22 protein-coding genes are annotated in these 24,296 nt (G+C 71.4%); 11 read left to right on the forward strand and 11 right to left on the reverse strand.

All coding sequences use genetic code 11. The features are described from left to right. Positions 1–18: 18 nt before the first annotated feature. Complete coding sequence (locus AC5P09_RS19635) at positions 19–1,743, forward strand: cholesterol oxidase substrate-binding domain-containing protein (protein ID WP_493875121.1); 1,725 nt, start codon at positions 19–21, stop codon at positions 1,741–1,743. A gap of 15 nt (positions 1,744–1,758) precedes the next feature. On the opposite strand, the gene AC5P09_RS19640 is transcribed toward AC5P09_RS19635, so the two are convergent. Further along, on the reverse strand, positions 1,759–2,976 hold the full coding sequence (locus AC5P09_RS19640; RefSeq protein ID WP_493875122.1) for an FAD-dependent monooxygenase: 1,218 nt from the start codon (positions 2,974–2,976) through the stop codon (positions 1,759–1,761). 343 nt (positions 2,977–3,319) lie between these two features. Here AC5P09_RS19640 and melC1 point away from each other — a divergent pair, with 343 nt between their 5' ends. From melC1 to AC5P09_RS19655, 3 genes are all read left to right on the forward strand, one after another. Beyond that, positions 3,320–3,700, forward strand: coding sequence for an apotyrosinase chaperone MelC1 (melC1, locus tag AC5P09_RS19645; RefSeq protein WP_493875123.1), 381 nt, complete (start codon positions 3,320–3,322; stop codon positions 3,698–3,700). Between the two features lie 32 nt (positions 3,701–3,732). Next, positions 3,733–4,557: a tyrosinase MelC2 gene (melC2, locus tag AC5P09_RS19650; RefSeq protein WP_493875124.1), complete on the forward strand. Its 825-nt coding sequence runs from the start codon at positions 3,733–3,735 to the stop codon at positions 4,555–4,557. Positions 4,558–4,638: 81 nt separating this feature from the next. Then, positions 4,639–5,091 carry an SRPBCC family protein gene (locus AC5P09_RS19655; protein WP_307672626.1) on the forward strand — a complete coding sequence of 151 codons (453 nt, stop codon included), beginning with the start codon at positions 4,639–4,641 and terminating at the stop codon, positions 5,089–5,091. A 13-nt stretch (positions 5,092–5,104) separates the two neighbouring features. On the opposite strand, the gene AC5P09_RS19660 is transcribed toward AC5P09_RS19655, so the two are convergent. Together AC5P09_RS19660 and AC5P09_RS19665 are read right to left on the reverse strand one after the other, a co-directional pair. Then, the gene (locus tag AC5P09_RS19660) at positions 5,105–5,809 is read right to left on the reverse strand and encodes a ribonuclease H family protein (protein ID WP_493875125.1); all 705 of its coding nucleotides are present in this window, start codon (positions 5,807–5,809) and stop codon (positions 5,105–5,107) included. A 31-nt stretch (positions 5,810–5,840) separates the two neighbouring features. Next, positions 5,841–6,641 carry a VOC family protein gene (locus tag AC5P09_RS19665; RefSeq protein ID WP_493875126.1) on the reverse strand — a complete coding sequence of 267 codons (801 nt, stop codon included), beginning with the start codon at positions 6,639–6,641 and terminating at the stop codon, positions 5,841–5,843. Between the two features lie 1,370 nt (positions 6,642–8,011). Between AC5P09_RS19665 and AC5P09_RS19670 the strand changes: the two genes are divergently transcribed. The 4 genes from AC5P09_RS19670 (at position 8,012) to AC5P09_RS19685 (ending at position 12,479) form a co-directional block, all read left to right on the forward strand. Next, entirely contained in the window at positions 8,012–9,460 is a 1,449-nt protein-coding gene (locus AC5P09_RS19670; protein ID WP_493875127.1) for a family 2B encapsulin nanocompartment shell protein, read from the forward strand. Between the two features lie 28 nt (positions 9,461–9,488). Then, positions 9,489–10,547, forward strand: a complete 1,059-nt coding sequence (locus AC5P09_RS19675; RefSeq protein WP_493875128.1) for a family 2 encapsulin nanocompartment cargo protein terpene cyclase — start codon at positions 9,489–9,491, stop codon at positions 10,545–10,547. Between the two features lie 47 nt (positions 10,548–10,594). Next, positions 10,595–11,470, forward strand: a complete 876-nt coding sequence (locus tag AC5P09_RS19680; protein ID WP_493875129.1) for a geranyl diphosphate 2-C-methyltransferase — start codon at positions 10,595–10,597, stop codon at positions 11,468–11,470. Between the two features lie 97 nt (positions 11,471–11,567). Continuing rightward, positions 11,568–12,479 carry an SGNH/GDSL hydrolase family protein gene (locus tag AC5P09_RS19685; protein WP_493875130.1) on the forward strand — a complete coding sequence of 304 codons (912 nt, stop codon included), beginning with the start codon at positions 11,568–11,570 and terminating at the stop codon, positions 12,477–12,479. Here the strand turns inward: AC5P09_RS19685 and AC5P09_RS19690 are convergent. The 7 genes from AC5P09_RS19690 to AC5P09_RS19720 form a co-directional block, all read right to left on the reverse strand. Further along, entirely contained in the window at positions 12,442–13,107 is a 666-nt protein-coding gene (locus AC5P09_RS19690; RefSeq protein ID WP_266445839.1) for a TetR/AcrR family transcriptional regulator, read from the reverse strand. The genes AC5P09_RS19685 and AC5P09_RS19690 overlap by 38 nt on opposite strands. Further along, a complete protein-coding gene (locus AC5P09_RS19695; RefSeq protein ID WP_493875131.1) occupies positions 13,104–15,131 on the reverse strand; it encodes a CocE/NonD family hydrolase in 2,028 nt (675 codons plus the stop codon). Before AC5P09_RS19695 ends, AC5P09_RS19690 begins: the two co-directional genes overlap by 4 nt. Further along, complete coding sequence (locus tag AC5P09_RS19700; RefSeq protein ID WP_493875132.1) at positions 15,128–16,855, reverse strand: dipeptide ABC transporter ATP-binding protein; 1,728 nt, start codon at positions 16,853–16,855, stop codon at positions 15,128–15,130. Before AC5P09_RS19700 ends, AC5P09_RS19695 begins: the two co-directional genes overlap by 4 nt. Further along, positions 16,855–17,721, reverse strand: a complete 867-nt coding sequence (locus AC5P09_RS19705; protein WP_493875133.1) for an ABC transporter permease — start codon at positions 17,719–17,721, stop codon at positions 16,855–16,857. The genes AC5P09_RS19700 and AC5P09_RS19705 overlap by 1 nt, the downstream gene beginning before the upstream one ends. Further along, the gene (locus AC5P09_RS19710; RefSeq protein ID WP_493875134.1) at positions 17,718–18,674 is read right to left on the reverse strand and encodes an ABC transporter permease; all 957 of its coding nucleotides are present in this window, start codon (positions 18,672–18,674) and stop codon (positions 17,718–17,720) included. Before AC5P09_RS19710 ends, AC5P09_RS19705 begins: the two co-directional genes overlap by 4 nt. A gap of 2 nt (positions 18,675–18,676) precedes the next feature. Continuing rightward, entirely contained in the window at positions 18,677–20,236 is a 1,560-nt protein-coding gene (locus AC5P09_RS19715) for an ABC transporter substrate-binding protein (RefSeq protein ID WP_493875135.1), read from the reverse strand. A 152-nt stretch (positions 20,237–20,388) separates the two neighbouring features. Continuing rightward, a complete protein-coding gene (locus AC5P09_RS19720) occupies positions 20,389–20,871 on the reverse strand; it encodes a VOC family protein (RefSeq protein ID WP_493875136.1) in 483 nt (160 codons plus the stop codon). Between the two features lie 124 nt (positions 20,872–20,995). Between AC5P09_RS19720 and AC5P09_RS19725 the strand changes: the two genes are divergently transcribed. From AC5P09_RS19725 to AC5P09_RS19735, 3 genes are all read left to right on the forward strand, one after another. Further along, positions 20,996–22,207 (forward strand): epoxide hydrolase family protein, encoded by a 1,212-nt coding sequence (locus AC5P09_RS19725; protein ID WP_493875137.1) that lies wholly within the window; start codon positions 20,996–20,998, stop codon positions 22,205–22,207. Positions 22,208–22,555: 348 nt separating this feature from the next. Continuing rightward, positions 22,556–23,194, forward strand: a complete 639-nt coding sequence (locus tag AC5P09_RS19730; RefSeq protein ID WP_307672638.1) for an ATP-dependent Clp protease proteolytic subunit — start codon at positions 22,556–22,558, stop codon at positions 23,192–23,194. 2 nt (positions 23,195–23,196) lie between these two features. Next, positions 23,197–23,799 (forward strand): ClpP family protease, encoded by a 603-nt coding sequence (locus AC5P09_RS19735; RefSeq protein ID WP_493875138.1) that lies wholly within the window; start codon positions 23,197–23,199, stop codon positions 23,797–23,799. 20 nt (positions 23,800–23,819) lie between these two features. On the opposite strand, the gene AC5P09_RS19740 is transcribed toward AC5P09_RS19735, so the two are convergent. Then, positions 23,820–24,245, reverse strand: a complete 426-nt coding sequence (locus AC5P09_RS19740) for a helix-turn-helix domain-containing protein (protein ID WP_307672640.1) — start codon at positions 24,243–24,245, stop codon at positions 23,820–23,822. Positions 24,246–24,296: the final 51 nt, after the last annotated feature.

A 24,296-nucleotide genomic window follows, 5' to 3' on the forward strand; every position in this document is an offset into this window, starting at 1 on the left:
GGCCCCTAGCGTGAGCCCGTGACTGATCGTTCAGTAAACAACCGCCCGTCGGAAGACTCGTCCTGGAGCCGCCGGGGCGTCCTCCGCTCCACCGCCGCCCTGGCCGCCGTACCCGTCCTGGTGGCCGCCGATCCGGCGGTCGCTGCCGAAGAGGTGCCGGACTTCCCGGCGGGCGTCGCCCTGTACCGCTCGGCGTACCGGAACTGGGTCGGCGAGATCACCGCCGACGGGCTGTGGGCCTGTGCCCCTCAGGACGGCGAGCAGGCGGTCGCCGTCGTCAACTGGGCCTGGCGGCACGGCTGGACGGTGCGGGCCCGGGGTTCCTCGCACAGCTGGTCGCCGCTGACCGTCACGGAGGGGACGGCGTCTCACGCGCCGGTCCTGCTCGTCGACACCGCCTCCCACTTCACCGGTATGGCCCTGGAGTCCGGCTCCTCCGTCCGCTCCGGCACGGGCGTCACGCTGGAGGCGCTGCTCACCTACCTCGAGGAGCACGGCCTCGGCGTCACGGCCGCGCCCGCGCCCGGCGACCTCACCCTGGGCGGCGCCCTGGCCGTCGACGCGCACGGCACCGCCGTACCGGCAAAGGGCGAGCGACGACTGCCCGGGCACACGTACGGCTCGCTGAGCAATCTGGTGCTGTCGCTGACGGCGGTGATGTGGGACGAGGACCGCGGCGCCTACGCGCTGCGGACGTTCCGCCGCGACGAGGCGGACTGTGCCGCGCTCCTCACCCATCTCGGACGGGCCCTGGTCGTCGAGGTGGTACTGCGGGTGGGCGCGAACACCAACCTGCGGTGTGTGAGCCGGGTGGACATCCCGGCGGGCGAGCTGTTCGCGGCGCCCGGCGAGGACGGTCGGACCTTCGCGAGCTTCCTGGAGCAGGCCGGCCGGGTCGAGGCGATCTGGTTCGCCTTCACCGAGTTCCCCTGGCTGAAGGTGTGGAGCGTCTCCCCCACCCGGCCGCTCACCTCGCGCCGCGTGACGTCGCCGTACAACTACCCGTTCTCCGACAACGTCCCGACCCTGGTGGCGGACCTGGCCGGGCGGATGGTGTCGGACGCGGCCTGGTATCTGGCCCCGGTGCTCGGCAACGCGCAGTACGACGCGGCGGCGCTCGGACTCGTGACCACGCTGTCCGCCGACATCTGGGGGCCCTCCAAGAACACGCTGCTGTACCTCAAGCCCACCACGCTCCGGGTGACCGCGAACGGGTACGCGGTGCTCACCACTCGGGACCAAGTGCAGCGTGTCGTCGCCGAGTTCACGTCCTGCTACCGGGAGCGGCTCACGGCGTACGCGGCCCGGGGCCGGTTCCCGGTCAACGGCACCGTCGAGATCCGGGTGACCGGCCTCGACGAGCCGGGCGACGTCGGAGTGGGCGGAGCCCGCACCCCGCTGCTGTCGGCGCTGCGGCCGAGCGAGGAGCACCCGGAGTGGGACACCGCCGTGTGGCTGGATGTGCTGACACTGCCCGGCACGCCGTACGCGGAGATGTTCCTGCGCGAGATCGAGCGGTTCCTGCTGGACACCTACGACGGCGGACACGCGCTCACCCGGGTCGAGTGGTCCAAGGGGTGGGCGTACACGGACGAGGCCGTGTGGAGCGACGAGGAGGTGCTGGGGACGGTGGTGCCCGCCTCGTTCGGCGAGAGCGTGTGGGGGCAGGCGGCCGGCACACTCGACCGGCTCGACCCGCACCGCGTCTTCGGGAACGGCTTCCTCGACCGGTTGTTCCGATGAGGCTCGCCGGCGGAGCTACTCGCGGGACGCCAGGGCCCGCGCCTGCACGGTCCGCGCCACCTTCGGTCCGAGCCAGCGCTTGAACCTGCGCAGCGCCTCCAGCCGCCCGGCCGCGCGGTCGATCCGGTAGTACAGCTGGGGCGGGACGTGGGGCAGCAGGGGTGAGTGGCGCTGGCCGAGCAGGGCGAACATCCGGTCCGGGGGGAGGTGGATGTAGCGCGGCAGGTTCTCGTACCACTGGGCGCTGTAGCGGGCCGCGCTCTGGAGCGACAGGAGCTGCGCCTTGCGTTCCCGCTCGTAACGGGCGAGGGCCTGCGGGAGGGCGGAGTGCGCGCCGAGCGCGTCGGCCAGGGCGGCGGCGTCCTCCAGGGCGAGGGTGGTGCCGGCGCCGATGGAGTAGTGCGTGGTGTGGGCCGCGTCGCCGAGCAGGACGAGGTTGTCGCGGTGCCAGGTGCGGTTGGTGAGGGTGCGGAAGGTCAGCCACTGGGCGCCCGCCCGGGCCGAGGTGCGCCCGATCAGGGGGTGGCCGTCCAGCACGTCGGCGAAGAGCTTCTCCAGGAGGGCCAGGCCGTCGGGCTCGTTCGCCTCGTCCAGACCGAGGCCGGTCCAGGTCTCCGGTGCGCACTCGACGACACAGGTGCTGCGCTCGGGGCCGAAGGCGTAGCCGTAGCACCAGATCCAGCCGTGGTCGGTCTGTGCGAACGCGAAGGTGAAGGCGTCGAAGACCTTGGTGGTGCCGAGCCAGATGTAGCGGTTGCGGCCGGTGCTGATCTCCGTGCCGAAGTGGTCCGCGTGGCGGGTCCGGAGGGTGCTGTGCACGCCGTCGGCGGCCACGACCAGGTCGGCTGCGGGGACGTTCGCGTCCGTGATCCCGTGCTCGAACTCCAGCCGTACGCCGAGTGAGCGGGCCCGTGCGGCGAGGATCTCCAGCAGGCGGTGCCGGCCGATGCCGAAGGCCTCGTCGCCTTGCTGCCGGGTCGCCACCTCCCCCACGTGGGCGACGCCCTCGGCCCAGCGGACCGAGTGCTTCTCCAGGGCGCGGGCCGACTCGGGGTCGTACTCGTGGAGTCTGTCCAGCAGTCCGCGCCAGTACGTCACGCCCCGGCCGTAGGTCGAGCCCTCCGGGTCGCGTTCGTGGACGGTGATGTCGTGGGACGGGTCCCGTCGTTTCAGCAGGATCGAGAGATACAGGCCGGCGGGCCCGCCACCGACGCAGGCGACCTTCACGCACACCCCTAGTAGTTACCCATCGCGGTCAATTGGCAACGCAGAGTAGCAGTTCGGGAGCGTACTCCTGAGACCTTCCTGATCGCGTCACTTTCCGCAGGTGAGACAGCCCACAGGGGGCGCACCCGTCCGCGAAGGATCACCGGAAACACCGCCCCCAGGAGAAGGAATTCCCCCTTCCGGGGTGCCGCGAGCCCTCTCCATGGCAAGATCAACTTCGTTCAACTCTGCACGACATTTTGGTAATTGTCTGGATCGGAGCCAACCCGCCGCCGGGGATTTCTCCCCCTCTCGTCCGGGCCGATAGGCATGCGGGGTCGTCGACCGAACACGCCCCAGGAGGTCCCGCATGCCCGAACTCAGCCGTCGCCGCGCGCTCACCGCCGCTGCCGCCCTCGCCGCGGCGGCCGGTGCCCCGGCGGTCACCGCGCCGGGCGCGTCCGCCGCCGAGCACCGCGACGACTCCCCCGCGCCCTTCGACGAGGTCTACAAGGGCCGCCGGATACAGGGCCGGCCGGCCGCCGGGGGCGGTCACCACCACGGCACCGGACACGGCACCGGATACGCCGTCTTCGTCGACGGCGTGGAGCTGCACGTGATGCGCAACGCCGACGGCAGCTGGATCAGCGTCGTCAGCCACTACGACCCGGTGGCCACTCCCCGTGCCGCCGCCCGTGCCGCGGTGGACGAACTGCAGGGCGCCGCGCTGCTCCCCTTCCCCACCAACTGACCTGATCCGCCCGCTCGTTGGGAGACCCGCACATGACCGTCCGCAAAAACCAGGCGACCCTGACCGCCGACGATAAGCGCCGTTTCGTCGCCGCGCTCCTGGAACTCAAGCGCAGTGGCCGCTACGACGGCTTCGTCAGCACGCACAACGCCTTCATCGTCGGCGACACCGACAACGGCGAACGCACCGGCCACCGTTCGCCGTCCTTCCTGCCCTGGCACCGCAGATTTCTTTTGGAGTTCGAGCGCGCACTGCAATCCGTGGACGCCTCGGTCGCGCTGCCGTACTGGGACTGGAGCAGCGACCGCTCGACGCGGTCCTCGTTGTGGGCGCCCGACTTCCTCGGCGGCACCGGACGCAGCCGGGACGGCCGGGTGACGGACGGGCCGTTCGCCGCCGACACCGGCAACTGGCCGATCAGCGTGCGCATCGACGGGCGGACGTATCTGCGGCGGGCTCTGGGCAGTGGCGTACGGGAGTTGCCGACCCGGGCCGACGTCGAGTCCGTGCTCTCCATACCGACCTACGACATGGCCCCGTGGAACAGCGCCTCGGACGGTTTCCGCAACCATCTGGAGGGCTGGCGGGGCGTCAACCTGCACAACAGGGTCCATGTCTGGGTCGGCGGGCAGATGGCCACCGGTGTCTCCCCGAACGACCCGGTCTTCTGGCTGCACCACGCGTACGTCGACAAACTGTGGACCGAGTGGCAGCGCCGGCATCCCGGCTCCGGATACGCCCCAGCCGCCGGGACGCCGGACGTGGTCGACCTCGACGAGACCATGAAGCCCTGGCACGACACGCGTCCCGCCGACCTGCTGGACCACACCGCCCACTACACCTTCGACACCGACTGACGGCCGCCGGTCCGGGGTTGGCTCCGCAGGTCACGGGTACTCGCGTCGGACCACCCGACGAGACGAAGGAGGCGATGACCTGTGTCGCAGGTCGAGGAATCCATCGAGGTCGGCGTCCCCGTGCACACGGCCTACAACCAGTGGACGCAGTTCGAGACCTTCCCCGAGTTCATGAGCGGGGTGGAGCGCATCGAGCAGCGCACGGACACGCTCACCCACTGGGTGACCAATGTGAACGGCGTCCACCGGGAGTTCGACGCGGAGATCACGGAGCAGATCCCGGACGAGCGGGTCGCCTGGACCACGGTCGCCGGCGAGGCCGAGCAGGCCGGCGTGGTGACCTTCCACCGGCTCGACGACCAGCACACCAAGGTGATGCTGCAGATGGACTTCCATCCGGACAAGGTCACCGAGAAGGTCGGTGACAAGCTCGGGTTCGTGAAGCGGCAGACCAAGGGTGACCTCGAGCGCTTCAAGAAGTTCATCGAGGAGCGCGGCCAGGAGACCGGGGAATGGCGCGGCGTCGTCGTGTGACCGCCGCCCCCGGCTATCCGGCGGCAGCCGTACGGCACTCCGGATGGCCCCAGCCCTGATCGTTCTTGGCGATGGGTTCCCCGGCCGCGTACGGGCGTCCGCAGACGCAGCGGCCGGGGAACTTCGCCTTGATGGTCCGTGCGGAGCCGCCGCTCTTGCCGGACGCCTTGGCCCCACCGGGCCGCTTGCGCGGGCCGCGGGCCACGGGCGCGTCCGGTGCGGGCGGCGGCTCCGGCGAACCGAGACCGCTGCCCGCGGGCTCCTGCACGATCGCCGCCTGGCTGGCGGCGCGGTCGGCGAAGTCGTTGAGCCGGTCGCCGTCGACCTGGTGGGCGGGCACGTAGCGGAACTCGACCGAGCGGCCGTCGAGCAGTTCGTCGATGCGTACGACCAGATCCTGGTTGGCGACCGGCTTGCCGCCGGAGGTCTTCCAGCCGTTGCGCTTCCAGCCGGGCAGCCAGGTGGTGACCGCCTTCATGGCGTACTGCGAGTCCATCCGGATCTCGAGCGGTACGTCCGGGTCGGTCGACGCCAGCAGGCGTTCCAGCGCGGTCAGTTCGGCGACGTTGTTGGTGGCCTTGCCGAGCGGCCCCGCCTCCCAGCGGGAGGGAGTCTCCGACTCGTCCGCGACCACCCAGGCCCAGCCCGCCGGTCCCGGGTTTCCCTTCGAAGCCCCGTCGCACGCGGCCACCACACGTTCACCCATGCGCCCGATCATGCCATGGCCGCGCGGAGCGTTCGGACTCCGTTCAGGAGACGTCCGTGACCTGCGGCATGTCTCCCGAGGTCGTCGTGACGTCGATCACCGAGAAGCTCGCGCCCTGCGGGTCGCTGAGGGCGGCGAAGCGGCCGAAGGGGGTGTCCATCGGCCCGAAGCGGAGGACGCCGCCGAGCTTGGTCGCGCGGGCGACGGCGTCGTCGCAGTCGTCGACGGTGAAGTAGACGTTGATGTACGGCGGCACCTCGGGCGGGAACTCGTCCGTCATCTTCATACGGCCCAGGACCGTGTTGCCGTCGGCGTCGAACAGGCGGAAGTCGACCGCGTCGTCCTGCATCTGCTTGGCCGTGTACGGGAAGACGGCCGGGAAGAACGCGTCCGACTTCTCCGGCTCACGGGTGAAGACCTCGGCCCAGCAGAACGCGCCGGGCTGCTCGGGCGGCGCCTCGAAGCCCTCGTGGACGCCGGCCTGCCACACGCCGAAGACGACGCCGCTGGGGTCGCGGCCCAGGCACATGGTGCCGAAGTCGCCGACCTGCATCGGCTCCATCACCACCTCGCCGCCGTTGTCACGGATTTTGCCGGCGGTGGCGGCGGCGTCCGGCGACGCGAAGTACAGGCACCACTGCGAGTGCCCCTCCTGGCCGGACATCGGCGGTACGACGGCGGCGACGGCCTTGCCGTCCGCGTAGGCCTGCGTGTAGTTGCCGTACTCCGACGACGCCTCGCCGAAGGTCCAGCCCAGAACGTCGCCGTAGAAGCTCTTGGCTCCCTCCACGTCCCTGAACATCGCGTCGGCCCAACAGGGGGTTCCCTCAGGTTGTACGGCCATGGCTGCGGCCCTCTCCGAGTCGGTGGATGGTCCGTTTCCGGCTGTCCGCTTCCTCACGCTAGCCATCGCCTCGCCGGACCGCGCGTCGAACGGTCGGGTCCGTTTCGGAGTGGACAGAAGAGGGCGGCTTTCGACAGAACGTGACGAGATCTGCGGCGGGACGGGGAGCGGTTCGGCGGACGGAACGATGCGGGTGGGGTCGTCGGGGCGGGGCGGATACGCGCAGTACACGACCGTGTCGCGCCGTCTTCGCCCACGGGTGGGCCTGACGGCCTCGACGACGGCCCGCCTGCCGGGGCTGCAGGGCACGGCGGTCCGGCTCGCCGGCGGGGAGTGTGCTCGCGGCCCTCGCAGCGGTCCGGATCATCAAGCGAAGAGCACGGTGAGCGGCCGGCAGGCGGACCGGGCCGCCGACGGGCCAGAGGACCCCGAGACTCGCAGAGCGCTCCGGATCATGAGGCTCAGAGCACGAGCAACGACCGGCAGACGAACCGGCCCACCGACCGACTGCGCGCTCCGCGGCCCTCGCAGCCGTCCGGATCATCAAGCGGAGAGCACGGTGAGCGGCCGGCAGGCGGGACCGGGCCGCCGACGGGCACAGAAGACCCCGACGCTCGCAGAGCGCTCCGGATCATGAGGCTCAGAGCACGAGCAACGACCGGCAGACGAACCGGCCCACCGACCGACAGCGCGCTCCGCGGCCCTCGCAGCCGTCCGGATCATCAAGCAGAGAGCCCGGTGAGCGGCCGGCAGGCGGACCGGGCCGCCGACGGGCACAGAAGACCCCGACGCTCGCAGAGCGCTCCGGATCATGAGGCTCAGAGCACGAGCAACGACCGGCAGACGAACCGGCCCACCGACCGACAGCGCGCTCCGCGGCCCTCGCAGCCGTCCGGATCATCAAGCAGAGAGCCCGGTGAGCGGCCGGCAGGCGGGACCGGGCCGCCGACGGGCACAGAAGACCCCGACGCTCGCAGAGCGGTTCGGATCGGGAGGCTGAGAGCACGAGCAGCGGCCGGCAGACGATCCGGCTGCCGACCGACAGCTCGCTCCGCGGCCCTCGCAGCCGTCCGGATCGTCGGGCAGGGAGTGCGGGAAGTGGTTCGGGCGGCGGTCGGGCGGCCTGTGCGCCGGGGGCTCGGGCCGTGCGACCGGCGTGTGGTCATACGCTCGTTCGTCCTCTACCTCGTTCGGGGGTTTGCACCTCCCGGTCACCGAAGCCGCCCCGTTCGCGCCGTTACCGGCCGCCACCCCGGCTGTTTGGCTTGTTCCTGCGGCGCGCCCGGCACATCCGCCACGAAGCCGCCGCCACCAGGCTGCTGTCAGCACCGACCACTCCACTCGCCCCTGTTCACCCCCAGGGAGGGAATGTGTCCGCACCCGAAAGCGCCCCCGGACCCACCACCGACGACCCCGAGCCCATGGCGCCGCCCGTCGGCGACGGACAGCTCACCAGTCTCAGTACGCGGGCGGCACGTCAGCTCGCCACGACCACCAAGTCCGAACCGCAGATGCAGGCCATCACCTCGCGATGGCTGCTGAAGATGCTGCCGTGGACGGACGTCCGGGGCGGCGCCTACCGGGTCAACCGGCGCCTCCAGCTGCGGATCGGCCGAGGGCGGGTGCAGTTCGACCAGAACGGGGCCGACGACGTCAAGGTCATCCCCGAGACGCTCACCGAACTGCCGGCCCTGCGCGGCTACTCCGACACCGAGGCCCTGAGGGAGATCGCCTCCCGGTTCCGGGTGAAGGAGGTGCGGGCCGGCCAGATCCTCGTCGAGGCCGGCCAGCCCGTCACGGAGGCGTACCTGGTCGTGCACGGCAGGTTCACCCGGTTCGCCGTGGGCAAGTACGGCGAGGAGGAGGTCATCGGCGTCGTCACCGACGGCGAGGGCCTGGGCGACGAGGCCGTCGGCCGGGCCGACCCGCTGTGGCTGACCTCGGTGCGGGCGGAGACCGCCGGGGTGGTGCTGGCACTGTCCTGGGACGCGCTCACCGAGTTCACCGGCCGCACGCCGTCCCTGGCGACCCACCTGGAGGCCTACGCCGAGCGGCAGAACAGGCCGATGAACCGCAAGGGCGAGGCCGACGTACCGGTGCAGGCCGGTCACGTGGGCGAGCCGGTGCTGCCCGGCGGGTACGTGGACTACGAACTCGCCCCGCGCGAGTACGAGTTGTCGCTCACCCAGACCGTGCTGCGGGTCCACAGCCGGGTCGCCGACCTCTACAACGACCCGATGGACCAGACCCAGCAGCAACTCCGCCTGACCATCGAGGAGATCCGCGAACGCCAGGAGTGGGAGCTGGTCAACAACCGGGAGTTCGGGCTGCTCCACAACACCGACTACGGCCAGCGCATCAGCACCTTCTCCGGGCCGCCGACCCCGGACGACCTGGACGAGCTGCTCGCCATGCGCCGCAAGACCCGGCTCTTCCTCGCCCATCCGAAGGCCATCGCGGCGTTCTTCCGGCAGTGCAACCGGCGTGGTCTGGTGCCGGGAACCGTGAACGTGGAGGGGCACGAGGTGCCCGCCTGGCGCGGTGTGCCGCTCTTCCCGTGCGGCAAGATCCCGATCGGCCCGCAACACACCACCAGCATCATCGCGCTGCGCACCGGAGAGGCGGACCAGGGTGTCGTCGGCCTCTACCAGACCGGCATCCCCGAGGAGTACCAACCGGGCCTGAACGTACGGTTCATGGGCATCGACGGCACCGCGATCATCCGTTACCTCGTCACCGCCTACTACTCGCTGGCCATCCTCGTGCCCGACGCGGCGGGGATCCTGGAGAACGTGCAGATCGGACGGACGGCCGACTGACGGGGAGGAGCCTGCGAGGAGTACGTCAATGAGCTCACCCCCTGCATCGGGTTCCAACCTGCGCATTCCCGGCCCCCCGAGCCTCGCCCCCACGCCACGAGCCCGGCGTGGCGGCCCGGTCCCCGGTCTCAGGTACCGGCCCGCCGTCCCCGCCGACCCGGAGAAGGTGCGGGAGGTCGACGAGAGACTGGAGGCCTGGGCCCGCCGGCTCGACCTGTTCCCGCCGGCCTGGACGGGCGACTTCTCGGGGTTCCAGTTCGGCCGGGCCGTGGTGCTCCAGCATCCGGGCGCGGTGGATCTCGAACGCCTGACCGTCGCCGGCGAACTGCTGCTGGCCGAGAACCTCGTCGACAGCTGCTACTGCGAGGAGGACGAGGGCCGGGGCGCCTCCGCCCGCGGCCTCGGCGGCCGGCTGATCCTGGCCCAGTCGGCGATCGACCCCTTCCACGGCACCCCCGAGCTGGAGGAACAGTGGCGGGAGGGCGTCCAGGCCGACGGGCCGCTGCGCTCGTACCACTGGGCCCTGAAGGACTACGCCGCCTTCGCCACGCCCAGTCAGACGGACCGCTTCGTCCACGACATCGCCCGACTGCACCTCGGCTATCTCGCCGAGGCCGCCTGGTCGGAGATCCGGTACGTGCCCCGGGTCTGGGAGTACCTGGTGATGCGGCAGTTCAACAACTTCCGGCCCTGTCTGTCGATCGTCGACGCGGTGGACGGCTACGAACTGCCCGAAGCGGTCTACGCCCGCCCCGAGATACAGCGGATCACGGCGCTCGCGTGCAACGCCACCACGATCGTCAACGACCTGTACTCCTTCACCAAGGAGCTGGCGAGCGACCCGACCCACCTGAACCTGCCGCAGGTCATCGCCGCGGGCGAGGGGTGCGGGCTGAAGGCCGCCTATCTGAAGGCGGTGGAGATCCACAACCGGATCATGGACACCTTCGAGGAGGAGTCCGCGGCGCTGTCCGCCGGCTCGCCCCTCGTCGAGCGCTACGCCCGGAGCCTGGCTGCCTGGGTGTCCGGCAACCACGAGTGGCACGCCACCAACACCCATCGCTATCACCTGCCCAACTACTGGTAACACAGCCCGCCCTGACGTCTCGTCAGACGCACCACGAGGAGCCACCGTTGAAGACCGCCGACGCCGGCACCACGACAGCACTGGTGCCGACCCAGTCCACGTACCAGACCCGTGTCGCGGACTACTGGAACGCCGAGGAGAACCCGGTCAACCTCGAGCTCGGAAAGCTCGACGACCTCTACCACCACCACTACGGCCTCGGAGACGTCGACCGCTCCGTGCTCGACGACCCCGACCCCGTCCGACGGCGGGAGCGGATCACCGCGGAACTGCACCGCCTGGAACACGCGCAGGCCGAACTCCTCGCCGCCCACCTCGGCCCGCTGACCCCCGACGACCGCGTCTTCGACGCCGGCTGCGGGCGCGGCGGCGGCAGCGTCGTCGCCCATCTCAGGTACGGCTGCCGCACCGACGGCGTGACGATCTCCGCCAAGCAGGCCGAGTTCGCGAACGCCCAGGCCCGCAAGCGGGGCATCGACGACCGGGTGCGCTACCACCACCGCAACATGCTGGACACCGGCTTCCCGGCGGGTCAGTTCGCGGCATCGTGGAACAACGAGTCGACGATGTACGTCGAGCTCGACCTGCTGTTCGCCGAGCACGCCCGGCTGCTGCGCCGCGGCGGACGCTATGTGGTGATCACCGGCTGCTACAACGACACCTACGGGCAGGCCTCCCGCGAGGTCTCCCTCATCAACGCCCACTACATCTGCGACATCCACCCGCGCTCGGAGTACTTTCGCGCCATGGCGAGGAACCGGCTGGTGCCCGTCCACGTGGAAGATCTGACGGAGGCGGCCCTCCCGTACTGGGACCTGCGCAAGGAGGCGGACCACCTGGTCACGGGCATCGAGGACACCTTCCTGACCGCCTACCGGAACGGCAGCTTCCAGTACCTGCTGATCGCGGCCGACCGGGTGTGAGTCACGGTCGGACCTCGGCCGGTCCGGTGTCTTCCGCCCTGTGCCCGGCTGTGCTTGCCTGGGGAGCCGTTTCGTCGGCCGGGGCGGGGGTGCTCGTATGCGCAGGGTGTGGGCCGTGGGGATGCTGCTGGCCGGGCTGCTGCTCGGCGCGTGCACGGATCCGGCGTCCGGTCCGGAGGATGCGCCGCCCTCCCCCGACGTACCCGTCTCGTCCCCCGCCACCGAGCACCGGCGGCCGCCCGCCTCGCCGCGCGCACCGGCGAAGGCACCCACCGTGCTGTACCTGGGCGATTCCCTGGCGATGGAGAACCAGCGGGTGCTCGGCGAGGAGCTGCGCCGCGACCTGGGCGCGAAGTACACGAGCGCCCCCTACTCGGGGACCACGGTGTGCGACTACCTGGAGGGCACCGGGGCGCGGTCGCTCGTCCCCGACCGGGACAAGGCGGCCGCCCTGGTGCGGTCGCTGCACCCGGACTACGTGGTCCTGCAGTTCTGGGGCAACGCCTGGGGCTACACCTGGTGCATGGACGGGATCACCCACAACGCCTCGCCCACCGAGTACTTCGAGCGGTACGCCGCGGACGCCGAGCGGCTCACCGAGCAGATCGCGGCGGCCGGCGGGGCGAAGCGGCCGAAGATCGTGTGGGTGCTGCAGGGCCCGGACCCGATCACCCCCGACCGGGTACGGCGCGTGAACAGCCTCTACGAGGAGCAGGCCGCCGCCGCGGGCGACCTCGTCGCCGACGCGGGAAAGACGGTCAGCCCCGCCGGTGCCCGGCAGACCTGGGTCCAGTACCTGCCGTGCACCGCCTACGAGCACGACCACCCGGACTACTGCACCCAGCCCGACCGGGACCGCACCGCCCTCCACCTCGACAAGGACTACCTGCACTTCTGCCTGGCGCCCACGACGGCCACGCCGAAGCCCTGCCCGGTCCGCTCCCCCGGCATCCTGCGCATCGCCCGGGAGATCACGCGGGTGATCGGCGAACGAGCTCGGTCTCGATGAGCCGGTTGAGGTGACGGCGCGCGTCCTCGGTGCTCAGCGCGGGCACCTGGCGCAGCCGTTGCAGGGCGAGTCCGTCGGCGAGGGCGGAGAAGCGGACGGTGAAGCCGTCGAGGTCGTCGCCGGTGAACTCGCCCTCGGCGACGCCCCGTTCGGCCAGGGCGCGGATCTGCTGATGCCAGGCTTCGTACCGCTGGGCCTGTCCGCGCGCGAAGGCCTCGTCCGTACCCTGGTCGCCGGCGTTCCAGTAGTCGAACCACATCCGCCAGTGCCGGTCGGTGTCCTCGGTGAACAGGGCGTCGACCAGCAGCCGCAGCGCCTCGGCCGCGCTGGAGGCCTGCTCGGCGGTCTCGCTCAGCTCGGCGTAGTACCGCTCGATGTGCAGCACCATCGCCTCGGAGAGGATCTCCTGCACGCTGCCGAAGTGATAGGTGACGGTACCGACGGACACCCCGGCCGCGGCGGCCACGTCCCGCACCCCGACCGAGGCATAGCCGCGTTCGGCGATCAGCGGGACGGCCGCCTCGACGATGAGCCGTCGGCGCACCTCGGTGGGCTGGCGGGTACGGTCGGCGGCGGCGACGGCACGACGTGGGGACTTCGCGGCCTGGGAGGGCTTCGCGGCCGTCATCCGGACGTCCTCGGGGTGGTGCGGTGCCATGCGCGCTTGGCCACTGTCTCTCCGTTCGCCCGTGCTTCGACGCGACTGTCCATGATGAAGTCCGCGGCCGTGGCGCGCAGCTCCGTGCGCACCATGATCTCAGCGGCCCAGTCGGCGCTGTCCTCCCCGCGGTTCTGCTCGCGCCGCAGCCGGATGTGCCACTGCGACACGGCCTGCGCGGACAGCGGGTCGTCGCTGCGGATGCGGTAGGTCTCCTGTGCGCTCTCCTCGTACCGCAGTCCGTCCGGGTAGGTCCGGGATCCCCCGTAGTTGGGGTCGACCTCCAGCGTCCACTCGCCCTTCGCCACGTCGTGCGTGACGAGCCGCTCGGGAGCCGGGTCGGGGGGCCGGTCGTAGATGACGGCGAGCGGCGGGGCCTGTTCGGGTTCCTCGAAGCGGATCGGCGGGCCGTCGACGGCTTCCCGTACGGGGAGGAGTACGGCGCTCTCGGCGGGGACGACCCGCAGTTCGCCGCGCTGTCCGTGCGGCCACACCCACGGCCAGTACGCGTCGGAGACGGCGACGCGGACGCGGTGGCCGGGCGGGAAGGCGTAGCCGATGCCGTTGAGCTCGACCTCGACGTCCTCGTACGTCCCCGGGGTCCACTCGACGGCCCGGTCGCGGCCCTGCCTGCTCAGCAGGTTGAGCACGCCACGGCTGACCAGGGTGGACGAGCCGTCCGGGGCGACGTCGCAGAGCCGGGCGATGACGTGAGCCCGCGGGGTGGCGCTGTCCAGGCGGAGCCGTACGCGCGGGCGGCCGAGGATCTCGACGCGCTCGGCGAGGGGCTCCGAGTCGAAGCAGACCGAACGGCCGTCCTCCTCGCGCTGGTCCGGCGGCAGGTCGCTCGCGTTGCCGAACGGGAAGAAGCGGCCGGCGTCGAGGCCGGTGTGCTGCGGGGATCGTACGAGGACCGGGTGGGCGCTCGCACCCAAGGCCCGCTTCTCGAAGGTGACGTGCGGCGAGGGCCAGTCGGTCTCGCCGACCCAGCGGCCCGGCATCTCGTCGTACGAGGTGGCGGGCGGCACCGGGTCGTTGATCCAGGCGCGCAGGAGGGGCTCCTCCATGACGCCCGTGTCGGTGCCCTTCAGGTGCTGGTCCCACCAGCGCAGGGTCTCCTGGAGGAAGCCGATCGCGGGGCCCGGCGGGAGGCCCCGGTCGGGGTACTGGTGCGACCAGGGGCCGATCAGTCCCCGTACCCGGTCGGCGGGCAGGTGCTCGACGAGCCGGAGCACGGCGTCCCGGTAGGGGTCGTGCCAGCCGCCGACGGCGAGGACGGCCGCCTGCAGCGCCCCGTAGTCCTCGCAGACGCTTCCGTGCCGCCAGTAGGCGTCGCGCTGCTGGTGGTCCAGCCAGGTGTGCAGGAAGGGTTCGAGGGCGTCCAGGCGCTCGCGCCACATCGGCAGCCAGCGGTCGGCGCCGACGGTCGCCGGGTCCGGTGGGCGGGAGGCGAAGGCGAGCATGGTGCCGGCCCAGGCGGGCATGTCGATGCCGAGGACGGCGCCTCCGGTGTAGTGGACGTCGTTGTCGTAGCGGTCGTCGGTCGAGCAGACGGTGACGATCGCCTTCAGCGGTTCGGGGGCGAGCGCGGCGATCTGGAGCGCGTTGAAGCCGCCCCACGAGATGCCGAACATGCCGACCTTGCCGGTGCACCAGCGCTGCGCGGCAAGCCAGTCGACGACGTCGACACCGTCCGCGAGCTCCTGCGCGTCGTACTCGTCGCCGGGCGTGCCCTCGCTGTCGCCGTGGCCGCGGATGTCGACGCGGACGGAGGCGTAGCCGTGACCGGCGTACCAGGGGTGGCGCTGGGCGTCGCGCGGGGCGGTCCAGTCGCTCTTGCGGTACGGGAGGTACTCGAGCAGCGCGGGCACGGGGTCGGACTCGGCGTCGGCGGGCCGCCAGACGCGGGCGTGCAGCCGGGTCCTTCCGTCCCGGGTGGGGATCCAGACGTCCTCGCGGATCACCTGGCGCTCGAACTGCTCGCGGTACCTCACGAAACTCCTTCAGCGATCGGGGTGTTGACGGGGCTCCAGCGGCGGACGCGATGGCCGTCGCCGTGGTCGGTCCACAGGTCGTCCGGTGCGGCGGCGTCCTCCCACTCGGCGACGTCCTCGACGAACGGCTGCGCGTCGGGGTCGGGTTCGAGGGCGGCCGCCATCAGCTGCCGGGTGTAGGGGTGCCCGGGCGCGGCGAAGACGACTTCCGTCGGGCCTTCCTCGACGACCACGCCGTGCCGCAGGACGAGGACCCGGTCCGCCACGCCGCGTACGACGGCCAGGTCATGGCTGATGAACAGACAGGCGAGAGCGCGTTCCCGGCGCAGGTCGTCGAGCAGCCTGAGGACGTCGGCCTGCACGGAGACGTCGAGGGCGGTGGTGATCTCGTCGGCGATCAGCACGTCCGGCTCGCCCGCGAGCGCCCGGGCGATGCCGATGCGCTGCCGCTGACCGCCGGAGAGCTGCGCGGGCAGGCGGTCGGCGAGGGCCGGGTCGAGGCGCACGTCCGAGATGAGCTGCCGGGCGCGCTCGGCCGCGTCGGTACGACTGGTCGCGGTGCCGAAGAAGCGCAGGGGCCGTCGGACCGCTTCGCCCACCGAGCGGCGGGGGTTGAGCGAGGTGTCCGCGTTCTGGAAGACCAGCTGGACGCGGCGGCGCAGGGGCAGTGGCCTCTGGTGCGCGGGCGGGTTCAGGTCGCCGGCCTCGTGCGTCATGGTGCCGCCGGACGGGGTGCGCAGGCCCGCCAGTGTCCACGCGAGGGTCGACTTGCCGCTGCCCGACTCGCCGACGAGCGCGAGGACTTCACCGCGCCGGACGTCGAAGGAGACGCCGTGCACGGCGCGGGACCTGCCGTAGTCGATGGTGACGTCGCGCGCGCAGAGGACGACCGGGGCGTCTGCGGCCACGTCGGCCTTGGGCCTGACCTCCCGCTCCCCCGCCTCACCCACGAGCGCGAGCCCGGCGTCGTCGAGGCGCGGCACGCTCGCCAACAGCCTTCGGGTGTACGGGCCTTCGGGTGCGGCGAACAGCTTCCGCGTGGGCGCCGACTCGACCGCCCGGCCCGAGTGCAGCACGGTCACCTCGTCGGCCAGGTGCGCGACCACGCCCAGGTCGTGGCTCACCAGCAGGGCCGCCAGGCCGAGTTCGTCACGCAGTGCGGCGATCAGGTCGAGGACGCTGCGCTGGGTGACGACGTCCAGGCCGGTGGTCGGCTCGTCGAGGACCAGGAGCTTCGGGCGGGCCGCGACGGCCATGGCGATGGCGACGCGCTGCTGCTGGCCGCCGGACAGCTCGTGCGGGTAGCGGCGGGCCAGCTCGGCGGGGCGGGGCAGCCGGACCTGTTCGAGCAGCTCGACGACGGGGACATCACCGCCGACCTCCTCGATCTGCTTCCCGATCCGCATCGAGGGGGTGAGCGCATGCCCCGCGTTCTGGGCGACCATCGCGACGGTCCCGCCGCGCAGGCGCCGCAACTCCCGTGCGGGAAGCGCGAAGACCTCGCGGCCGTCCACGCGGACCGAGCCCCCGGTGATGCGGGAGCCGTGCCGCAGATGCCCCAGCAGGGTCGCGGCGACGGTCGACTTGCCGCTGCCGGACTCGCCGACGAGGGCGAGCGTCCGCCCCTCGGCGACCTCCAGGGACACCTCGCGCACCACGGGCACGTCCCGGCCGCCCGAACGGTAAGCCACCGACAGGGAGTTCACGGCAACGATCGAGGCCATCAGGAGCCCTCCCTGATCCGGTCCACGCCCCACGCCTTGGACAGGCCGTCGGCCGCGAGGTTGAGCCCGACCACGAGCGTGGCCAGGGCGATGATCGGCGCGAGGCTCGCCATCGGGACGACGGTGATGGCGGTGCGGTTCTCGGCGACCATCAGACCCCAGTCGGGGGTCGGCGGGTCGGCGCCGAAGCCGAGGAAGGACAGCGAGGAGATCAGCAGCACGACCCAGGAGGCCCGCATGGCGAACTCGACGTACACCACGTCCGTGATGTTGGGCAGGATCTCCCGGCGCAGGATCGACCAGGTGCTCTCCCCGCGGGCGCGGGCGGCGGTCACGTAGTCGGCGGGCACCACCGCGAGGGCGGCGCCGCGCACGACGCGCACGACCTGAGGGACGTACACGACGGCGACGGCGAGGACGATGACGGCCGGGCCGGTGCCGAGCGCGGTCACGACGACGAGCAGCGCCAGGACGGAGGGCACGGACAGCACGGCGTCCAGGATCCGTCCGAGCACGTCGTCGAACAGGCCGGCGCGCAGTGCGACCGCGCAGCCGACCACCGTGCCGAGGGCGACGGTCAGCACGGTCGCGGCGACGGACACGCCGAGCGCGTACCGGCCGCCGTACAGCACGCGCGCCAGGACGTCACGGCCGTACTGGTCGGTGCCCGCCCAGTGTTGCGGGCTCGGGCCGAGCAGTGCCTGCGCGGGGTCGTTGGCGATGGGGTCGTAGGAGGTGAGGAGCGGGGCCAGCAGGGCGATCACGACGTGTACGGCGACGACGGCGAGGCCGAGGACGGCGGTGCGCGAGGTGCGCAGGGTGCGCCAGGCGCGTGCGGCCGCCGGGGCTGCGGCGAGCGTGGTCATCGGGTCCTCCCGCGCGTGCGGAGCTTGGGGTCGAGGGCCATCGCGCCGAGGTCGGCGGCGAGGTTGCAGACGACGTAGACGACCGCGCTGATCAGGGCGATGGCCTGGATGACGGGCAGGTCCCGGTTCTGCACCGAGGAGAGCATCAGCTTGCCGATGCCGGGGTAGTTGAAGACGTTCTCGACGACGGCGACGCCGCCCGCGAGCCAGGCGACGTTGAGGGCGATAACGTGCAGGGTGGGCAGCAGAGCGCTCGGCAGGGCGTGCCGGGTGACGACCCTCCAGGTCGACAGGCCCTTCAGCCGGGCGGTCGTGACGAACTCGCCCGCCATCACGTCGATCACCGAGGTACGGGTCATGCGGACGATGTACGCGGCCATGACCACGGCGAGCGCGAGGGCGGGGAGCCAGACGGCGGGCAGGAGTTGGCCGACGGTGGCGTCCGGGCCGTAGAGGACGACCGCGGGGAACCACGGCAGCGCCACCGAGAAGCACAGCACCAGCACGGTCGCCACGACGAACTCGGGGACGCTCATGCCGACGAGGCTCGCGGTCGAGATGACGTGGTCGGGCCAGCGGTCGCGGTACAGGCCCGCGAGGATGCCGAGGACGACCGATCCGGTGACGGCGAAGAGGACGGTCACGAGGGCTATCAGCGCGGAGTTGCCGAGGTACGACGCCACCTCGCCGCCCACCGGCCGGCTGGAGACGAGGGAGGTACCGAAGTCGCCGTGCGTGGCGCCCGCGATCCAGTCGGCGTAGCGCTCCCAGGCGGGCCGGTCGAGCCCGAGCTGCCCCCGCAGTGCGGCGACGGCGTCCGGGGTGGCGTCCTTGCCGAGGACCTGGGTGGCGACGTCACCGGGCAGGGCCTGAACGGCGAGGAAGACCAGCACGGAGGAGAGGAAGAGCGTGCCGAGGGCGGCCGCGATCCGGCGGGCCAGGAAGGAGAGCATCCTCAGGCTCCCTTCAGGCCGATGCCGAGGTAGTCGAACTCGAAGCCGTGCTCGGCGTATCCGCGCACCTTGCGCGAGATCCCGACGAGCCGGTCGGCGAACATCGGGGTCATCGCCCCGCCCTTCTCGATCACCATCGTCTGCGCCTCGCCGTACAGCTCGCGGCGCCGCGTGTCGTCCGTCTCGGCGCGCGCCCGGTCCAGGAGGGCGTCGAAGTCCTTGTCGGACCAGGCTGTTTCGTTGTACGAGGAGCCGCTGCGGAAGATCTGGGTGAAGAGCTGGTCGACGGGTCGGCCGGTGAACCAGTAGGTGGCCATCAGGGGCTTCTTCATCCAGATCTGCGTGTAGTACGAGTCCGCCGACGCCGTCTTGACCCGGATGCGGATGCCGGCCCGTCTGGCCGAGTCCTGGTAGGCGAGGGCCATGGGCGTGAACAGCGGGTCGTAGGAGGAGGTGTGGAGGTCGACGGCGAGGCCCTCCTGGCCCGCCTTCTTGAGCAGGTGACGCGCCTGTTCCGGGTCGTGCTTCGGGTGCGCGGGGATGTGGACCGGGTCGCTCGGCGGCACGGGGTTGTCCCAGCCTGCGGTGCCCGCGCCCTGGAGGGCGACCTTGACGACGTGCTCGGGGTCGTAGGCGAGCTTCATGGCCTGCCGTACCCGGACGTCGGTGAAGGGCTTCTCCGTGGTGAGCATCGGCAGGACGTACCACTGGGCGTTCTTCACGCGCGCGATGGTGGCCCGGTCGGAGGCGGCGACCACCCGGGCGGTCGCGAAGTCGAGGTTGGTCTGGGAGAGCAGGTCCACCTGGCCCGCGAGCAGGGCGTTCGAGCGGGCCGACATGTCGGCGACCGAGTAGAAGGCGATGGCGTCGAGGACGGGAGCGCCCGCCCAGTGGTCCCGGTACGCGGTGACCCGGCCGGGTCCGGCGGGCGCGAAGGACTCCAGCTGGAAGGGGCCGGTGCCGATGCCGGTGCGGCCGATCGACTTCGCGCTGCCGTCCGGGACGACGTAGCAGTTGTAGTGCGTGAGGAGGCTCGGGAACTCGGCGTTCGGGGACTTGAGCGGGACGACGAGGGTGTGGGCGTCGGGGGTGCGCAGCCGCTCCGGGTCGACGAGCGGGGCGAGTACGGCGGCCTGCGGGGACGCCGTCGCCTTGTCGAGGATGTGGCGGAGCGTGTAGACCGCGTCGGCGGCGGTGAAGGGGCGGCCGTGGTGGAAGGTGACGCCCTTGCGGAGCCGGAAGGTCCAGGTGCGGGCCGTGCTGTCGGGCTCCCAGGACTCGGCCAGGTCGGGGGCGAGCTCGCCGTTCGCGTCGACGCGGACCAGCCGGTTGTAGAGGGCGCCCAGGTATTCGTACGCCGACAGGGCGCTCGCCGGGTCCAGGGTCTCGGCGTCGGAGGCGGGCGGCCGGGCGATGCGCAGGGTGCCGCCGCGGTCGGGGGCGCCCTTCGCCGCGGCGGCCGGCAGGACGGGGGTGGACGCGACGCCTGTGCAGCCGGACAGCAGCGAGGCCGCGCCCGCGGCCAGTACCGACCGCCGTCCCGGATGGTGGATGTCGGACATGGACCGACCGACCCTCTCGCTATTCGTTCAGCGGAACGATTGAGTGAAGTGCGTGAACGATAACGAGAGGGTGGTCCGGCGCCAACCCGTGGGGCGCGGAAATTAACCTCGGGAAACCGAGTGGTTACGCGGGCCGCAGCGACGCGGGTGCGTCACTCGCCCGCGTAGGCCTTGTCCAGGGCAGCGATGTCGAACTTGGTCATCGCCATGAACGCCTTGGTCACGCGGGCCGCCTTCGCCGGGTCCGGGTCGGAGATCATGTCGACGAGCCGGTCCGGGACGACCTGCCAGGACACCCCGTACTTGTCCTTGAGCCAGCCGCATGGGCCGGGCTCGCCGCCGTTCTCGGTGAGCTTGGCCCAGTAGTAGTCGATCTCCTCCTGGTTCTCGCAGAAGATCATGAAGGAGACCGCCTCGGTGAACTTGAACTCGGGGCCGCCGTTGAGTGCGAGGAACTTGTGGCCGTTGGCCGTGAACTCGACGGTCAGCACGGTGCCGGCGGGCTGGGGCGCGCCCTCGGGGTAGTGCATGACCCTGCCGACGCTGGAGTTCTTGAAGACCGAGACGTAGTAGTGGGCGGCCTCCTCGGCCTGGCCGTCGAACCAGAGACACGTGGTGAAACCGTCGGTTGCCATGGGTACCTCCTGGGCGTGCGGAAAGCTGTCACCTGTGTCGACCGATCCTCACCCCGGAACTCATCGGCCGGGCCGCCGGTTAATCCAGGTGGCCGATACACCGTTCGGAACTAGCATCGCGGCCATGACGTCTTCACCCGCTCACCGCGGCATCCAGCCCTTCCGTGTCGACATACCGCAGAGCGATCTGGACGACCTGCACGACCGCCTGGACCGGACCCGGTGGCCGGACGAGCTGCCAGGGGTGGGCTGGGCGTACGGAGTTCCGTCGGACTACCTGCGCGACCTGGTGCGGTACTGGCGGCACACGTACGACTGGCGGGCGGCCGAGGCGCGGCTGAACGCGTGGCCGCAGTTCACGACCGAGATCGACGGCGCGCACGTGCACTTCGCACACATCCGCTCCCCCGAGCCCGACGCCACCCCGCTGATCATCACGCACGGCTGGCCGGGCTCGATCGTCGAGTTCCTCGATGTCGTGGGCCCTCTGACGGACCCGGCCGCGCACGGCGGTGACCCCGCCGACGCCTTCCACGTCGTGCTGCCGAGCATCCCCGGCTTCGGGTTCTCCGGGCCCACCCGGGACACCGGCTGGGAGGCGCGCCGGATCGCCGACGCGTGGGTCGAGCTGATGACGCGCCTCGGCTACGAGCGGTTCGGCGCCCAGGGCGGCGACTGGGGCGCCGGCATCTCCCGCGAACTGGGCCGCGTCCACCCCGACCGGGTCATCGGCATCCACCTCAACCTGCTGCCCGGCGGGCAGGCGGCCACCGAGCCGACCCCCGAGGAGCTGGCGGCGCTGAGCCCCGGGGAACGCGAGCGGACGCTCCTCTCGTGGCGCAGGTGGGCCGAATGGTCGCGCGAGGGCACGGGCTACTACGGCATCCAGCACACCCGCCCGCAGACCCTGTCCTACGCGCTCACCGACTCGCCGGTCGGCCAACTCGCCTGGATCGTCGAGAAGTTCCGGGAGTGGACCGACTCCGAGGAGCTGCCCGAGGAGGCCGTCGACCGGGACCTGATGCTGACGAACGTGATGCTGTACTGGCTGACGGGCACGGCGGGTTCGTCCGCCCGGATCTACTACGAGCGCGCCCACACCGAGGGAGACCGGGTCGCCGCCCCGAACAAGCCCTCGACCGCCCCGACCGCGGTGGCGTCCTTCCCCGGCGATCCGCAGATCCCGCTGCGCCACAAGGCGGAGCGGACGGAGAACATCGTGCGCTGGACGGAGTTCGACCGGGGCGGGCACTTCGCGGCGATGGAGGAGCCGGACCTGCTGGTGGGCGACGTGCGGGCGTTCTTCCGGCAGCTGCGCGAGAAGGGCGACGGCTGACGCGGTAGGGGCCCAGGACCTGTCCGGCGGATCATGCCGCAGACGCGGGGCTTGGCACGCCGATCTGCGGCGTTGTCGTCGGTTGCCGACTCCCCCACGCTCGAACAACCTCGCGCGGGGGCCCTCATCGCGTCGACGCCCTCCTCCGCCTCGCAGCTCGACGCACCAAGCCCCGCTCACCCGCGTCGATGAGGCGCCGTCGATTTCCTGTGACCTGATCCGCCGGACAGGCCCTCGACCGCCCGCTCTGCCCGCAGCGAATCTGCCGCGGGCAGAGAATCCGCATTCCGGCCTCGTCCGGGGCCAAGAGTGGAGTCGACGGCATCCCCGCCACCACGAGGAGAACCGATGACTCCACGCACCATGCTCGCTCCGCGGGCCGAGGAAGGCGACACCGCGCCCACGCGCTTCGACGACCACCTGGCCGCCCAGTTGCTCGCGCAGCGCATCGTCCTGCTGGGCACCCAGGTCGACGAGGTCTCCGCGAACCGGGTCTGCGCCCAACTGCTGATCCTGTCCGCGGAGGACCCGCGCACCGACATCAGCCTGTACGTCAACAGCCCGGGCGGTTCCGTGCACGCGGGCCTGGCCATCTACGACACGATGCGGCTGATCCCGAACGACGTGTCCACGCTCGCCATGGGCTTCGCCGCGAGCATGGGCCAGTTCCTGCTGAGCGTGGGCACCCCCGGCAAGCGCTACGCGCTCCCCAACGCGCGGATCATGATGCACCAGCCGTCGGCGGGCATCGGCGGCACCACCGCGGACATCGAGATCCAGGCGGAGAACCTGGAACAACTGAAGCGGACCATGGAGCGGATCACCGCGGAGCACACCGGGCAGAGCCCGGAGACCATCTCCCGGGACGGCGACCGCGACCGCTGGTTCACGGCCGAGCAGGCCAGGGAGTACGGCATGGTCGACCGGGTCGTGGAGTCCTTCGCGGACGTCCGCCCGGGCGCCTCGAAGCGACGGATGGGGCTGTGACCATGGGGACCTACACGATTCCGAACGTCGTCGAGCGGACCCCGCAGGGCGAGCGGTCCTACGACGTCTTCAGCCGGCTGCTGTCGGAGCGGATCATCTTCCTCGGCACCCAGATCGACGACGGCGTGGCGAACGTCGTCATCGCGCAACTCCTCCATCTGGAGTCGTCGGCCCCGGAGAACGAGATCGCGATCTACATCAACTCCCCCGGCGGCTCGTTCACTTCGCTGATGGCGATCTACGACACGATGACGTACGTCCAAGCGCCGATCTCGACCGTCTGCGTCGGCCAGGCGGCCTCCACGGCGGCCGTACTGCTGGCCGGCGGGGATGCCGGGCGGCGGATCGTCCTCGAGCACGCACGCGTGCTGCTCGGGCAGCCGGCCAGCGGCGGACAGCGGGGCACGGTGTCCGATCTCGCGCTGCAGGCCAAGGAGATGGTGCGGATCCGCTCCCAGGTGGAGGAGGTCCTGGCGCGGCACACGCACCACGACATCGCGAAGCTGCGCGCGGACATGGACCGGGACAAGGTGTTCACCGCCGAGGAGGCGGTGGCGTACGGGCTCGCCGACCAGGTGCTGAGCCGGCGCCTCGTGACGGTCTGAGGCGCCGGCCGCGGGCTTCGTCAGGCGGCCAGGCAGAGCCCGTTGTACGGCGCCGTGGAGCGGCCGTGGCTCCTGACGGACCGGGGCGTCGTTCGCCGGACGAGCTCGCCCTGCGCCAGGGACAGCAGGTCGCCGAGGCCCAGGCCCAGGGCGCCGGCGGCGGCCGCGAGGACCTCCGAGGAGGCTTCCTTGCGGCCGCGCTCCACCTCGGAGAGGTACGGCATGGAAATCCTGGCCGTATCGGCGACGTCCTTGAGCGTGCGTTCCTGGGCGAGGCGTTCGCGCCGCAGGACGTCTCCGACGAGGTCGCGCAAGAGGGGTTCCTTGGCGGCGGGCTCGGGAGGGGCGGTGACGGGGCGTTCGGACACTGGGCCGGTGGTCCCGGGGCGCGCGGCGGGCGGGCGCAGGGGGATCACGCGGGCTTGGTTCGGCGCTTGGCTGCTCACCTCTTCAGACTAGATTTCCTGGACGTGAGGGGAAGGGGTCGGCATTCTGCC

The organism is Streptomyces sp. a15 (genome assembly GCF_059026085.1).

Excerpts from the sequence above, each read along its gene's own strand:
- melC1 (WP_493875123.1), top strand. The coding sequence starts at position 3,320 with ATGCCCGAACTCAGCCGTCGCCGCGCGCTCACCGCCGCTGCCGCCCTC.
- melC2 (WP_493875124.1), top strand. The coding sequence starts at position 3,733 with ATGACCGTCCGCAAAAACCAGGCGACCCTGACCGCCGACGATAAGCGC.
- AC5P09_RS19660 (WP_493875125.1), bottom strand. The coding sequence starts at position 5,809 with ATGATCGGGCGCATGGGTGAACGTGTGGTGGCCGCGTGCGACGGGGCT.
- AC5P09_RS19665 (WP_493875126.1), bottom strand. The coding sequence starts at position 6,641 with ATGGCCGTACAACCTGAGGGAACCCCCTGTTGGGCCGACGCGATGTTC.
- AC5P09_RS19675 (WP_493875128.1), top strand. The coding sequence starts at position 9,489 with ATGAGCTCACCCCCTGCATCGGGTTCCAACCTGCGCATTCCCGGCCCC.
- AC5P09_RS19685 (WP_493875130.1), top strand. The coding sequence starts at position 11,568 with ATGCGCAGGGTGTGGGCCGTGGGGATGCTGCTGGCCGGGCTGCTGCTC.
- AC5P09_RS19690 (WP_266445839.1), bottom strand. The coding sequence starts at position 13,107 with ATGACGGCCGCGAAGCCCTCCCAGGCCGCGAAGTCCCCACGTCGTGCC.
- AC5P09_RS19700 (WP_493875132.1), bottom strand. The coding sequence starts at position 16,855 with ATGGCCTCGATCGTTGCCGTGAACTCCCTGTCGGTGGCTTACCGTTCG.
- AC5P09_RS19705 (WP_493875133.1), bottom strand. The coding sequence starts at position 17,721 with ATGACCACGCTCGCCGCAGCCCCGGCGGCCGCACGCGCCTGGCGCACC.
- AC5P09_RS19710 (WP_493875134.1), bottom strand. The coding sequence starts at position 18,674 with ATGCTCTCCTTCCTGGCCCGCCGGATCGCGGCCGCCCTCGGCACGCTC.
- AC5P09_RS19715 (WP_493875135.1), bottom strand. The coding sequence starts at position 20,236 with ATGTCCGACATCCACCATCCGGGACGGCGGTCGGTACTGGCCGCGGGC.
- AC5P09_RS19720 (WP_493875136.1), bottom strand. The coding sequence starts at position 20,871 with ATGGCAACCGACGGTTTCACCACGTGTCTCTGGTTCGACGGCCAGGCC.
- AC5P09_RS19725 (WP_493875137.1), top strand. The coding sequence starts at position 20,996 with ATGACGTCTTCACCCGCTCACCGCGGCATCCAGCCCTTCCGTGTCGAC.
- AC5P09_RS19730 (WP_307672638.1), top strand. The coding sequence starts at position 22,556 with ATGACTCCACGCACCATGCTCGCTCCGCGGGCCGAGGAAGGCGACACC.
- AC5P09_RS19735 (WP_493875138.1), top strand. The coding sequence starts at position 23,197 with ATGGGGACCTACACGATTCCGAACGTCGTCGAGCGGACCCCGCAGGGC.